This is a genomic window from Denitrificimonas caeni, assembly GCF_905120345.1.
Lineage (GTDB): Bacteria > Pseudomonadota > Gammaproteobacteria > Pseudomonadales > Pseudomonadaceae > Denitrificimonas > Denitrificimonas caeni_A.
Window position 1 is genome coordinate 22,098 of record NZ_CAJHOA010000007.1, and the last position, 12,472, is coordinate 34,569.

Consider the following 12,472-nt stretch of genomic DNA (forward strand, 5'->3'; position numbering starts at 1 on the left):
ACGTTTTTGAGCGGTACACTAAGCCATCAGTTGTAGGAGTTTTGTAATGCCTGTTTACTTTGAAAGCGCTGAGCAACCCAGCGAGCAAGACCTCGCCGACCTTGAAAAAATTTATGCCGACGCACCTCATTGGCTACTTGCACCTTATGCTAATGCTGCAGCTCTGACCGAGCACGGACTCAATCAGAGCACCTTGGTCACCGCGCGATTCAATAGTCGTCTGCTGGGTGCTGCTTTATTGGATAAACAAGCCGATCGTTGGTTATTATCGCACCTATGCGTGCGAGAATTAACCCGTAACCGCGGTGTAGCCCGTCGTTTAGTCGAGGAAGCGACGCGTTTAGCTGGCGAAGCAGGACTAATACTGCAGGTCGTGATCCCTAATGATCAGCTGGAACTTGTGCAACTGGCTAAGAAAAAATCACTGGTCATCGCTACTCACGCATGATTGCATGTGACACATCGTATTGATTTACCCGCCTGCTCAACAGCAGGCACTATTGTTTATTTTCCACAAGGAATCGGCCCGTGAAATCTTTTAGCAAGCTTATCGGTCTGCTACTGCTAGGTGTGCTACTCCTGTTAGTAGCGGCTGGATTTGCCCTAACTCATTTTTTTGATCCCAACGATTATAAAGATGAAATCCGCCAGCTAGCACGCAAACATGCCAACCTTGAGTTAGAACTCAACGGCGATATTGGCTGGAGTTTATTTCCTTGGCTGGGTATTGAGATTACCGATGCCAAAGTTGCGAGCGCCGACACACCTGAAGATCCATTTGCCGACTTACGACTGTTAGGTCTTTCCGTACAAGTGCTACCGTTACTGCGTAAAGAAATCCAAATGAGCGATATCCGTATCGACGGTTTAAATCTCAGCCTGCACCGTAACGCCAAAGGTCAGGGCAACTGGGAGCATATCGGTAAGCCGCACAAAAACCCTGAACAAGCTACCGAACAACAAGTGCAGGACGCCACTACCACGCGTGCGACTGAATCAGCTGTTGCCCCCAACACACCGCTGAAACTGGACATCAATAGTTTGATTGTTAATGGCGCGCGGATTGATTACCACGATGAGAAAAGTGGTCAACAGTTCAACCTGGAAAGTGTACAGCTGACCACCGGCGCTATTCGCGATAACCAGCCGATTGCGCTAAAGTTTTCAGGTTTTTTAGGCAATACTAAACCACTGATTCGCGCACGCATCGAACTCACGAGCAAAGTAAGTATTGATCAAGCATTACAACGTTACCTACTCGATGATATGAAACTATCGGGTGAAGTTGCCGGTGAGCCGTTAAATGGTAAAACTGCCAATTTCACTGTACGCGGCAATCTACTGTATGACCAAAGCGCCCAAGTCGCACGCGGAGATAATCTCAAGCTGTCGATTAATCAACTCAAAGCGCTCGGCGAACTGCAAGCCACGCAACTTGATAAACAAGCTCAGATCAGCGGTGCATTGTCGATTGCGCCACTGAACCTGCAAGAGTTTCTCAGTGGTGTTGGCATTGAGTTACCAGAAATGGCCGATAAGAAAGCCTTAAGCCACTTTGAATTTAATAGTCGTCTGCAAGGTAGCAAAAACAGTTTACTATTTAACGAAATGGCACTGAGCATTGATCAAACAGCCCTATCCGGTAGCGTGGGAATTAAAGACTTCGTTAACAACACCCTTTACGTGCAGCTGCAAGGCGATCAATTGGATGCCGATCGTTATTTACCACCCGTCAAAAAACAAGCACCAACCGAACGGCAAGCAGAAGTTAAACAACAAACTGAGCAAGCCGGCAGTAGTGGCACGACCGCATTGCCTAAAACACCGTCACAATCTGCTTGGAGCACCGAGCAACAGTTGCCTATCGAACGTCTCGGCAAAATCAATGCTGATCTGGAACTAGCCTTTAATGAGCTCACCATTAGCAAATTCCCAATCACCCAAGCCAAACTTAAATTGCTCGCCAAACAAGGTGTTATCACGTTAAATAACTTACAAGGTAATCTGTTTAACGGTGAATTTAAGACCAGCGCTAGCGTGGATACTAAAGCTGAGCCGCCGCTGTTGACCCTCAAGCAAACCACGCACAATATTCCCGTTGAAAAGATTTTGCAGACCCTTGAGCATGAAGTGACCATCACCGGACTGCTCGATCTTGATACTGACCTGCGCACCCGTGGCAATAGTCAACAGGACTGGGTTAATCACCTCAATGGCAAGCTAGACTTTGCACTGCATAAAGGTGTGTTGCCCGATGCTAATCTTGAGCGTCAACTGTGCATCGGTATTGCCACCTTAAATCGCAAAGCACTCAGCACCAACACGGCAACAAGAGACACTGCCTTCAACGAGCTGCATGGCAAGCTGAATATCCAGAATGGTCTCGCCAACAACCCAGACTTACGTGTCGCCATCCCTGGCATTACCGTTAAAGGCCAAGGTGATATCGACTTACGCGTATTAAGTCTTGATTACTATTTGGGCATCATTATTGAAGGCGACACCCATCCTATGCCGGACCCCGCCTGCCAAGTGAATCAGCGTTATGTCGGTTTAGAATGGCCAGTGCGTTGCCGCGGACCTCTGGAGCTCGGTGCTAAAGCTTGCCGTATTGATCAAGAGGGCTTAGGTAAAATCGCCGCCACCTTAGCCGGTGAAAAACTCACCGAGAAGCTTAATGAAAAACTCGGCGACAAAGTCAGTCCAGAATTAAAAGATGCGCTTAAAGGGTTATTTAAACGATGAGTCCAGACGCCTTTGGCCCCGCGGTTGTTGCTTGGCATAGCGTCCACGGCCGCAAAGATTTGCCTTGGCAGCAGGACATCTCACCGTACCGCGTGTGGATCTCCGAGATTATGCTGCAGCAAACTCAAGTCAGTACTGTGCTGGATTACTTTGCCCGCTTTATGCAAACCTTGCCCAACCTACAAGCTCTGGCTGACGCACCACTCGATGAAGTGCTGCACCTGTGGACCGGCCTAGGTTATTACACTAGAGCGCGTAATTTGCACAAAACCGCGCAATTGGTCTGTACCACCTACGGGGGTGAGTTTCCACGTAGCGCTGAAGTGTTAGCCACCTTGCCGGGTATTGGTCCGTCCACTGCCGGCGCTATTGCCAGCCTCAGCATGGGCCTGCGCGCACCTATTCTTGATGGCAACGTGAAGCGCGTACTCGCTCGCTATAGCGCTCTAGAAACCTATCCTGGCAGCAGTCAAGCCAGTAAACAGCTATGGCAGCTGTCTGAGTTACTCACCCCGCAGCAAGATGTCGCCCAGTACACGCAAGCAATGATGGATTTAGGTGCAACTCTATGCACACGTAAACAGCCCCAATGCACGCGTTGTCCGGTACTCAACGGTTGCCTCGCCTATCAAAGAAACCAACAACACCTCTTACCGGCACCACGCCCGCGCAAAGAGCTACCCGTAAGGCGCGTAGCCATGCCACTGCTGATAAACCAAGACAACGCTATCCTTTTACAACAGCGCCCCACCACAGGCCTGTGGGGCGGCTTATGGAGTTTGCCAGAGCTTAGCAATATCAGCTTGCTTGAACCGCTCTTACAACAGCATCAGCTGCATACCCCCCAACAGCAAAGCTTAACGCCACTGCGCCATACCTTTAGTCACTTCCATTTAGACATTGAACCTTGGCTGATCCGCGTACAGAGCAGTGGGCCACTTAGCGTAGCCGAAAACAATTGGCTCTGGTATAACCCCATCAACCCTCAGCGCTTAGGTTTAGCAGCTCCAATCAAAGAGCTGATTAAGCGCGCACTTATTCAGTTGCAACAGGAGATCTAAGATGACTCGTATGGTTATGTGCCGTAAACATCAGCAACAACTCGCCGGCTTAGCTCGCGCGCCCTTCCCTGGCAGTAAAGGTGAAGATATCTACAACAACATCTCTCAACAAGCTTGGGATGAATGGCAGAGCCATCAAACCATGCTGATTAACGAGCGTCATCTGAATATGATGAATGCCGATGATCGTAAATTTCTTATGGCGGAAATGGATAAATTCTTCGCCGGTGAGGACTTTGCCAAGGCTGAGGGTTACGTGCCGCCTAGCGAATAAAAACTATTTTCACTAAGGTGCTTGACAGTAGACCCATAAATCTATTTAATTGCACCCCGTTGAGCCCGGATAGCTCAGTCGGTAGAGCAGAGGATTGAAAATCCTCGTGTCGGCGGTTCGATTCCGTCTCCGGGCACCATATTTAAAAAACTCATTCAATTTGAATGAGTTTTTTTTTGCCAAAAAATTATTCCTCGACAAACTAGTTCAGCATCAATTATTTGTATACTCCATTAAGCTATCTTGTCTCACAGCTGTTCAGTATATAATCTGATAAATCTCTTATTCTGAGTTTGCAGTCAAAATGAAGCTGGAACCTAGCCTATTAAAGTACTTGTTAGCTTATGCACTGCTTGGAATGAGCTGGGCGCTGGGTAGCTTTGCTTTACATTCTTTGTCGGCAGCAACTGCCGAGAATAGCGCACAATTACAGCTGATCAATATTGCACTCTTTGCCTTAATGTCAGGGTTGTATTGGTTTATTGCTCTACAGTGGCACAGCAAACAAAAAACCAACCAACAGGTCGATGCACAAGTCAGCTTAGAACGCCTGAAACTGGCCTTAGACTCGGCGCAAGAAGCCTTATGGGACTGGAGTCTCAATGAGCAACAAGAGGTGTTCTTTTCCGCGACCTACTGCAGCAACCTAGGCTATAGCCAAAAAGAGTTTGGGAGCAATCAACTGGCGTGGCAAAGCCGCTTAATTCCAGAAGAGCGCGAACGTATTTATCGCAACGTGATGCGCTTTATTGCAGAGGGTGATGGCAACTATGACAGCACCTACCGCATGCTGCATAAAGACAACAGCCATCGCTGGATACGCTCACGCGGCCGCTTAATCAAAAACGCCCAAGGGATGCCTGTCCGTTTTATTGGTATTGCTCAAGATATCACCGCACAACGTGGCGCAGAAGAACGTTTAAAACAAGCCAATGCGGTTTTTGAAAGCACTCATGAAGGGGTGTTGATCACTGACCACACCAATACTATCGTGCATATCAATCCAGCCTTTAGCCATATTACTGGCTACAGCGCAGAAGATGTGATTGGGAAAACGCCACGGATATTTCAGTCTGGTCGTCATACACAAGAATTTTATAAGTCCTTATGGACAACCTTAGAAGCCACTAATGAATGGAGTGGCGAAATTTGGAACCGTCGTAAAAGCGGTGAGATTTTGCCTCAATACCAAACGATTCGACTGATCCGTGATGAAAACGGTTTTATTTCACATAACGTCGCGATCTTCTCAGATATTTCGGTTCTCAAAGACTCCCAGTCGGAACTCAATTACCTATCACTTTATGATCCGCTAACCGGTTTACCGAACCGTTCACACTTGTACGAACGTTTAAAAACAGCGTTAAAAACTGCGATAGAGCTGCAAAAAAACAGTACCCTTTTCTTAATCGATTTAGACCATTTTAAAAATATCAACGAAAGCTTAGGCCATAGCCTTGGCGATCAATTGTTACAAGCGGTAGCTCTGCGCATATCTAAACACATCAACAAAAACTGCACATTATTCAGAGTGGGTGGCGATGAATTTGTACTCATCAGTGAGACAGTTACCACACCGGCTGAAGCGGTGTTGCTGGCACAAAAAATCACTAAAATCAGCAAAGAACCATTTGTTTTGGATAACAATGAGCTTTTTATAAGTGCCAGCGTTGGCATCTGCATGTTTCCAAGAGTAGGTAACACTGTTGAAGAAATCATGCGTAATGCCGACTCAGCATTAAGCAAAGCTAAAATAAGTGGCCGCGACACTTTTGCTTTTTATTCCAGTGAACTGACCGAACAAGCACTACAGCGCATTCGTATTGCCAGCGAATTACGCCATGCGTTAGAAAGCGATGGACTGCAAGTCTACTATCAGCCTGTCTATGCAATGCCTGAACAAAAGTTAGTCGGGTGCGAAGCGTTGGTACGCTGGAACCACCCTGAGCGCGGCTTAATAGCACCGAATGATTTTATTCCGATTGCTGAAGAAAATGGGCTGATTAGCTTTATTGATGAGTGGGTACTGCAGCATGCCTGTCAACAAATGCGTCAATGGCTCGATGCTGGGACTGAGATGCAGTTTGTCGCAGTCAACCTTTCAAGCCGCTCCTTATCCAACCCGCTGCTGGCAGCAACAGTGGCTAACGCTTTGCAAAAAGCTAATATTACCGCACAGCATTTAGAACTAGAAGTGACCGAAAGCGCAGTGATGGAAGACCCAGACAGCGCTGATAAAATCCTGCAAGAGTTACGCGTGCTGGGGGTGCATTTAGCCATTGATGATTTCGGTACCGGCTACTCATCGCTAGCGCGCTTAAAGTCTTTGCCGGTACATAAGCTAAAAATTGATCAGAGTTTTACCCGTAACTTACCCGCAGACCTCGAAGATGTTGCTATTGCTCGTGCAGTGATCGCGCTCGGCAACAGTCTTGGTCTTGAAGTACAAGCCGAAGGTATAGAAACCAAGGAACAAATGGACTTTTTACAAGAGCAAAACTGCCCTTTAGGACAAGGTTACTGGTTTGGTCGCCCGATGCCCAGAGAGGTCTTTACTGAGTTGTTGGCGAACAGCACTAACCTGCATATTTAGCTTTCACCATGCCCAATACACCGTGAAAACCAAACACAAGCAATCGATTAAACACGCGCCAAACTTAAAAAGAACAGCATAAAGAATGGCGCGGCAATCGTGAGAATTAAACCACTAATGATTGCCGTAGGCACATACTCGTAATTACAGGCTTTGCGCACGAAGGGTAACGTCGTATCCATCGCCGTTGCCGCACACACACCGATGCTGCTATTGGCATATTTACTGCCTAATAAAAACACCACAGTTAAGCCAATCAGCTCGCGCATCAAGTCATTCAGTAAGGCCACGCTACCGTAAGCATCGCCTAAATATTGTCCAGCCAAGGCACCGGACAAACTAAACCAGCCAAAACCTGTGCTCAATGCCAGAGCTACCGCCAGTTGCTCGCCGGTTATTAGACTAATAAGTACCCCAGCCAGCATTGAACCAATCATCACTAAGCAGGGAATCAGCAGCACCCGCGGCGCCAACCAAGACCGACTGATCGAGACTTGCGCCAAATCTAAGCCTATCAATAACAGCAGCACATACAGCCAGTAGGAAATATTAAACAGCACCTCACCGAGCTGGTTTTCATGCCAGTGTAAACGGTAAAAAAACGCCCCCAACAACACTAAGCTAAAGGCTATTAAACACTCTTTAAGCGGATGCCAGAGTGCCGCCCACGAGTTAGGCTCGACATCCTCTGCAGAGCGCTTACGGTTAAATGGCATGATCAGCGCAAACACTACCGCGCTGATGGTAAAAGCATACACCGCGGCATGTTTAAGGATATTCAACCCTGATGCCAGCGAGCTAAACGCCTCACCCGACTCCAAACCAATCACAAACAGAATAATCCACACCACTGGTGTGATACGTTTGACGGCGCTGTGCACGATAAATTTTGCTAATACTTTTCCTAAGCCATAGCCGCCTACTAAAAACAATAAAATAGGCAGCACTGACGATAAAATATTGTACAAGACAGCAGTCACAGATAACCTCTCAGGGATCAAGGTAAAAATAAAGAAGATAAAAGAATGGTCGCTAGTCTAGTGCATTGACTCTTTGAAAGGGTGCAACGAGCGCTGTTATTTATTGATTTTCAGCTGATTCCCTCGCGTATCTGTTGCGTATTATGATTCAGCCGTTGCAGCACTTAATCCTTTATAGATTGCCAGCCAGTCGTTTATGCTAAGCAGCTTTTATACATCTAAATCGAGTAGTGATGAGCAGTACTGCGCGCAATGCCCTGTTGTTAATGATTGGCAGCTCAATTGTCCTCGCGCTGTCGTTAGGCATTCGTCACGCCTTCGGTTTATTTTTACAACCGATGAGTACTGAGTTTGGTTGGGGCCGTGAAATTTTTGCCTTTGCCATCGCGATTCAGAATTTAATTTGGGGCATGTTGCAGCCTTTTGTCGGAGCCTTTGCCGATCGCTACGGGGTCAAGCGCACGGTATTTTTTAGTGCCCTCGCGTATATGCTGGGCTTGGTGTTAATGGCCTATGCCAGCACGCCTTCAGCATTGATTGTGAGTGCTGGTTTATTAATTGGTTTTGGCTTGTCCGGTACCTCCTTTGCCGTACTGCTATCCGCAGTAGGACGCTCGGTGGCGCCAGAAAAACGCAGTATGGCCATGGGCATGGCCAGCGCTGCAGGCTCCTTTGGTCAGTTTGTCATGTTACCTGGCACCTTAGGCTTACTGGAATGGTTGGGCTGGTCGTCGACCTTGTTGGTCTGTGCTGGGCTTATTGCGCTACTACTGCCCTTATCACGCATGCTAAAGGAAGACCTTGCCACTGCACCCGATGACAGTGACAAGCTGCCACTGCGCAGCGTATTAAAACAGGTGGCTGGACATACCGATTTCTGGCTGTTGTCGTTAGGCTTCTTTGTCTGCGGCTTTCAGGTGGTATTTATTGGCATCCATATCCCAGCCTACTTGATCGACCAACATCTACCGGCACAAGCTGGCACCACGGTACTAGCCTTAGTCGGGTTATTTAATATCGCTGGTACTTGGTGCGCAGGCTGGCTTGGCGGACGCTACTCAAAACCGCACTTACTGGCGGCTTTATACTTTTTACGTGCGATTGCCATTGCTTTGTTCTTTTATTTACCGCTCAGTGAATTCTCAGCCTATGCCTTTGCGGTGGCGATGGGCTTACTCTGGTTGTCTACAGTACCGTTAACCAATGGCACCATTGCCACTATGTTTGGCGTACGCCATTTGTCGATGTTGGCCGGTATCGTCTTTTTATTCCATCAAGTAGGATCATTTTTAGGCGGCTGGTTGGGCGGTTTAGCGTATGACCAAACTGGCAGTTACTCGTTAGTCTGGCAACTCTCAATTATTTTAAGCGTGATAGCTGCGCTACTTAACTTGCCCATTCGTGAGCGTTTTGTCGCCTTCACTAAGGTGCAAACAAGCCGCTAGCAGGAGTACTAGCATGTCGAAAAAACATCTGTATATTATTGCCTCAACCTTAATCTTGCTGGCACTCCTCGCCGGCGCTTGGTGGGGCTGGTCGAAAGCAGGCCTGACGGTATTACAGCTGGATATGGGTGTTTGCTAATCACCCTCAAGATCTTTTAGCGGCGGGCGCTGTAGTGCTTGCCTGACAAGCGAGATACTCTGCTAGCAACCAACACAATACAGCGCCTCAACATCAGCTTAACGCTATGACACGGATTAAAAGTCACCCCATAACTGCTGCGCCACACTTAACGCCACCACCGGAGCTGTTTCCGTGCGCAACACCCGTGGACCTAGACGTGCAGGTTGAAAATCATGCTGCCCTGCTTGCGCAACCTCATCTTCAGTTAACCCACCCTCTGGACCAATTAAGAAAGCCAAAGTACTTGGTGCGGTATGCTCAGTTAATGGCTGCGCGACTGGGTGCAGGACTAATTTCAAATCTGCCTGCACCTGAGCTTGCCAGTCTTTAACTGACTGCGGCGAATGTATGACTGGCACCTTAGAGCGCCCACACTGCTCGCAGGCGCTGATGGCAATCTGTTGCCAATGCTCTAGACGTTTCTGTGCACGCTCATCGTTGAGGCGCACCTCACAGCGTTCTGTGAAGAGCGGCGTAATCTCTGCTACACCCAACTCAGTGGCTTTTTGAATGGCCCAATCCATGCGTTCGCCACGCGATAGGCCTTGGCCGAGATGAATATGTAAAGACGACTCCGGTAGCCCGGCAAGGCTGCCGCGCAAATCCACCTGCACGGCTTTCTTCGTCACGCTGCTCAGCTCGCCAATATATTCTTGACCGCTACCATCAAACAACTGCACAGCAGCACCCGCAGTTAAGCGCAGCACGCGGCTGAGATAGTGCGCTTGCGCTTCTGGCAAATCATGCAGACCCAACGCCAATGGCGCAGCAACAAAAAAACGCGGTAGCGACATCTTTAAACTCCGACGATAAAAAACCACGCTATGGTGCGTGGTTTTCTACAGAGCGTCTAGCCGTTAATCACGCGTGGCGAGATCAATACCTTCGGTCGCCACTTCAGCCAGCCAGTGAATTTGCTCAGGTGTGATCACATACGGCGGAATAAAATACACCACATTGCCCAAAGGACGCAGCAAAGCACCTTTAGCCATCGCATGCTCAAAGACCTTAAGACCGCGGCGTTGTTGCCAAGCAAACGGCTCTTTAGTGGCTTTATCTTTAACCATTTCAATGGCTAAGATCATGCCGGTCTGGCGTACTTCGGCCACATGTTTATGCTCTTTCAGGTGCGCAGTCGCCTCGCCCATATGCTTGGCTAAGACTTGGTTTTTCTCAATCACATTGTCTTCAGCAAAGATATCTAGGGTCGCCAACGCAGCAGCGCACGCTAAAGGATTACCGGTGTAGGTATGCGAATGCAAAAACGCGCGCATAGTGTCGTATTCATCATAAAACGCCTGATACACCTGATCGGTGGTCATAATCGCCGCCATCGGCAAATAACCACCGGTTAACGCCTTCGACAGAATCATAAAGTCAGGGGTGATCTTGGCTTGCTCGCAGGCAAACATCGTACCGGTGCGACCAAAGCCCATGGCAATTTCATCAACAATCAAATGCACGCCATACTCATCGCAGGCTTCACGCAGCAGAGTCAGATAAACCGGATGGTACATACGCATACCACCCGCACCCTGCACCAACGGCTCGAGAATCACCGCAGCCAGCTCCTGGTGATGCTCAGCAAGGGCTTGGCGCATATGCTCAAACATCAGGCGTGAATGCGCTTCCCAGCTGACCCCTTCTGGACGGTGGTAGCAATCAGGACTCGGCACTTTAATGCAGTCCATCAGCAAGGCTTTATAGGTTTCAGTAAACAACGCCACATCACCCACCGCCAAGGTCGCGAGGGTTTCACCGTGATAGCCATTGGTAATGGTGGCAAAGCGCTTTTTCTGTGGCTGATCGTAATTAAGCCAATAGTGATGGCTCATTTTCAGTGCCACTTCAATACCCGACGAGCCATTATCGGCATAGAACACGCGCTCTAAACCCGGCGGCGTCATCTCAACTAAACGCTCAGACAGCTCAATCACTGGGCCATGGCTAAAACCAGCGAGCATGACATGCTCAAGCTGATCCAACTGCTGCTTAATCCGCTGATTAATCCGTGGGTTGCAGTGGCCAAAAATATTGGTCCACCATGAGCTCACTGCATCGAGATAGCTGTTGCCGTCAAAATCTTCCAGCCAGATACCTTCGGCGCGACGAATCGGCACTAAAGGTAGTTTTTCGTGGTCTTTCATTTGTGTGCAGGGATGCCAGAGAACGGCTAAATCGCGCTGCATCCAGTGATCATTTGAACTCAATGGTTTTCTCCCGTTAACGGATGACCCAGCCTAGCAGATGCATTCATCGTTGACAGAAAAAATCCTCTGCTAGACGACCTTAAAACTCAGCAGTACTCTGCAACTCCAGCTGTAAGCGATGACGCCCGCCCGGCGCCAGCAACACATAATCATCCAGCACATTAGCACTCTCAAGACAAAGCATCTGCTGCCACGCATGGCTGGCGAAACCATTGAGGGTGTGTGCTTTAGCGATCCAAGGATTCCAGACAATCGCCGAGCGTGAACCTTGCGTACGCAAATGAATACGACGCTGCCAGCCGGCATCGACAATCTGCAGATGCTCAGGTACTTGCAGATAGACGCGATCAGTTTCCCCGCTAAAACGTAGCGCACCCACTTGTTCGCGCAGCTGCCACTGCTCAAGGGTTTCATAATACGCACAGCCCTCTAAGCCTTGCACCTTAACCTGGTGAATATCGCTGACAGCAAAATACGTGTGTAACGCCTGACTGATCGCCAACGGTTGCGCGCCCAGATTGTGGTTATCCAAACGGAGGGTTAAGCGCTCGCCCAGTTCAACATGCAATTGCACAGTAGCGGCATGCGGCCAGCTGGCTAAACCCTTGCTGGCATCCAATTGCAAACATACTTGCACGCTATGACTATCAGCGCTGCTGTTTAACAACTGCCAATCTAAAGTACGCGCCAAACCATGAAACGGCGCGTCAGCAGTGGTCATCTTTTGTAGCGCGTACGGATTGCGCTGAATATCGCCAAACCACGGCCAACAGACTGGCACACCACCGCGTACGCTCTGGCCTTGCTGATACTCCGCACAGTCACTCAGCCAAATCAGCGGCGGCTGCTCGATATCAGGGAAATAACTGAGAATTTGCCCACCTTGCTGACAGATATCCAGTTGCGCCTGACCAAAGCGTAAACGCCAGCCCGCTAAGCCAGAAAAAGTCATCGGCGTAATGCTCTGTTGCATGCTTAGCTCC

11 protein-coding genes and 1 tRNA gene are annotated in these 12,472 nt (G+C 48.8%); 8 read left to right on the top strand and 4 right to left on the bottom strand.

All coding sequences use genetic code 11. The annotated features are described in order from the left end of the window. Positions 1 to 46: 46 nt before the first annotated feature. From JYJ62_RS12735 to JYJ62_RS12760, 6 genes are all read left to right on the top strand, one after another. Complete coding sequence (locus JYJ62_RS12735) at positions 47 to 448, top strand: acetyl-CoA sensor PanZ family protein (protein WP_205342611.1); 402 nt, start codon at positions 47 to 49, stop codon at positions 446 to 448. A gap of 80 nt (positions 449 to 528) precedes the next feature. Beyond that, positions 529 to 2,745, top strand: a complete 2,217-nt coding sequence (locus JYJ62_RS12740; protein ID WP_205342612.1) for an AsmA family protein — start codon at positions 529 to 531, stop codon at positions 2,743 to 2,745. Next, positions 2,742 to 3,806, top strand: coding sequence for an A/G-specific adenine glycosylase (gene mutY / locus JYJ62_RS12745; RefSeq protein WP_205342613.1), 1,065 nt, complete (start codon positions 2,742 to 2,744; stop codon positions 3,804 to 3,806). Before JYJ62_RS12740 ends, mutY begins: the two co-directional genes overlap by 4 nt. A 1-nt stretch (position 3,807) precedes the next feature. Beyond that, complete coding sequence (locus tag JYJ62_RS12750) at positions 3,808 to 4,080, top strand: oxidative damage protection protein (protein WP_205342614.1); 273 nt, start codon at positions 3,808 to 3,810, stop codon at positions 4,078 to 4,080. Between the two features lie 63 nt (positions 4,081 to 4,143). After that, positions 4,144 to 4,219: transfer RNA gene (locus JYJ62_RS12755), tRNA-Phe, on the top strand. A 165-nt stretch (positions 4,220 to 4,384) separates the two neighbouring features. Continuing rightward, positions 4,385 to 6,673 carry a GGDEF domain-containing phosphodiesterase gene (locus tag JYJ62_RS12760; RefSeq protein WP_205342615.1) on the top strand — a complete coding sequence of 763 codons (2,289 nt, stop codon included), beginning with the start codon at positions 4,385 to 4,387 and terminating at the stop codon, positions 6,671 to 6,673. Between the two features lie 47 nt (positions 6,674 to 6,720). On the opposite strand, the gene JYJ62_RS12765 is transcribed toward JYJ62_RS12760, so the two are convergent. Further along, positions 6,721 to 7,653, bottom strand: coding sequence for a lysine exporter LysO family protein (locus JYJ62_RS12765; RefSeq protein WP_205342616.1), 933 nt, complete (start codon positions 7,651 to 7,653; stop codon positions 6,721 to 6,723). A gap of 233 nt (positions 7,654 to 7,886) precedes the next feature. Between JYJ62_RS12765 and JYJ62_RS12770 the strand changes: the two genes are divergently transcribed. Continuing rightward, entirely contained in the window at positions 7,887 to 9,098 is a 1,212-nt protein-coding gene (locus JYJ62_RS12770; protein WP_205342617.1) for an MFS transporter, read from the top strand. Between the two features lie 13 nt (positions 9,099 to 9,111). Continuing rightward, the gene (locus JYJ62_RS15895) at positions 9,112 to 9,237 is read left to right on the top strand and encodes a hypothetical protein (RefSeq protein WP_269751425.1); all 126 of its coding nucleotides are present in this window, start codon (positions 9,112 to 9,114) and stop codon (positions 9,235 to 9,237) included. Between the two features lie 116 nt (positions 9,238 to 9,353). On the opposite strand, the gene JYJ62_RS12775 is transcribed toward JYJ62_RS15895, so the two are convergent. The 3 genes from JYJ62_RS12775 to JYJ62_RS12785 form a co-directional block, all read right to left on the bottom strand. Further along, positions 9,354 to 10,073 carry a 16S rRNA (uracil(1498)-N(3))-methyltransferase gene (locus JYJ62_RS12775; protein WP_205342618.1) on the bottom strand — a complete coding sequence of 240 codons (720 nt, stop codon included), beginning with the start codon at positions 10,071 to 10,073 and terminating at the stop codon, positions 9,354 to 9,356. 63 nt (positions 10,074 to 10,136) lie between these two features. Further along, complete coding sequence (locus tag JYJ62_RS12780) at positions 10,137 to 11,489, bottom strand: adenosylmethionine--8-amino-7-oxononanoate transaminase (RefSeq protein ID WP_232365789.1); 1,353 nt, start codon at positions 11,487 to 11,489, stop codon at positions 10,137 to 10,139. A 79-nt stretch (positions 11,490 to 11,568) separates the two neighbouring features. Further along, positions 11,569 to 12,462: a D-hexose-6-phosphate mutarotase gene (locus JYJ62_RS12785; protein WP_205342619.1), complete on the bottom strand. Its 894-nt coding sequence runs from the start codon at positions 12,460 to 12,462 to the stop codon at positions 11,569 to 11,571. Positions 12,463 to 12,472: the final 10 nt, after the last annotated feature.

Excerpts from the sequence above, each read along its gene's own strand:
- JYJ62_RS12735 (WP_205342611.1), top strand. The coding sequence starts at position 47 with ATGCCTGTTTACTTTGAAAGCGCTGAGCAACCCAGCGAGCAAGACCTC.
- mutY (WP_205342613.1), top strand. The coding sequence starts at position 2,742 with ATGAGTCCAGACGCCTTTGGCCCCGCGGTTGTTGCTTGGCATAGCGTC.
- JYJ62_RS12750 (WP_205342614.1), top strand. The coding sequence starts at position 3,808 with ATGACTCGTATGGTTATGTGCCGTAAACATCAGCAACAACTCGCCGGC.
- JYJ62_RS12760 (WP_205342615.1), top strand. The coding sequence starts at position 4,385 with ATGAAGCTGGAACCTAGCCTATTAAAGTACTTGTTAGCTTATGCACTG.
- JYJ62_RS12770 (WP_205342617.1), top strand. The coding sequence starts at position 7,887 with ATGAGCAGTACTGCGCGCAATGCCCTGTTGTTAATGATTGGCAGCTCA.
- JYJ62_RS15895 (WP_269751425.1), top strand. The coding sequence starts at position 9,112 with ATGTCGAAAAAACATCTGTATATTATTGCCTCAACCTTAATCTTGCTG.
- JYJ62_RS12775 (WP_205342618.1), bottom strand. The coding sequence starts at position 10,073 with ATGTCGCTACCGCGTTTTTTTGTTGCTGCGCCATTGGCGTTGGGTCTG.
- JYJ62_RS12785 (WP_205342619.1), bottom strand. The coding sequence starts at position 12,462 with ATGCAACAGAGCATTACGCCGATGACTTTTTCTGGCTTAGCGGGCTGG.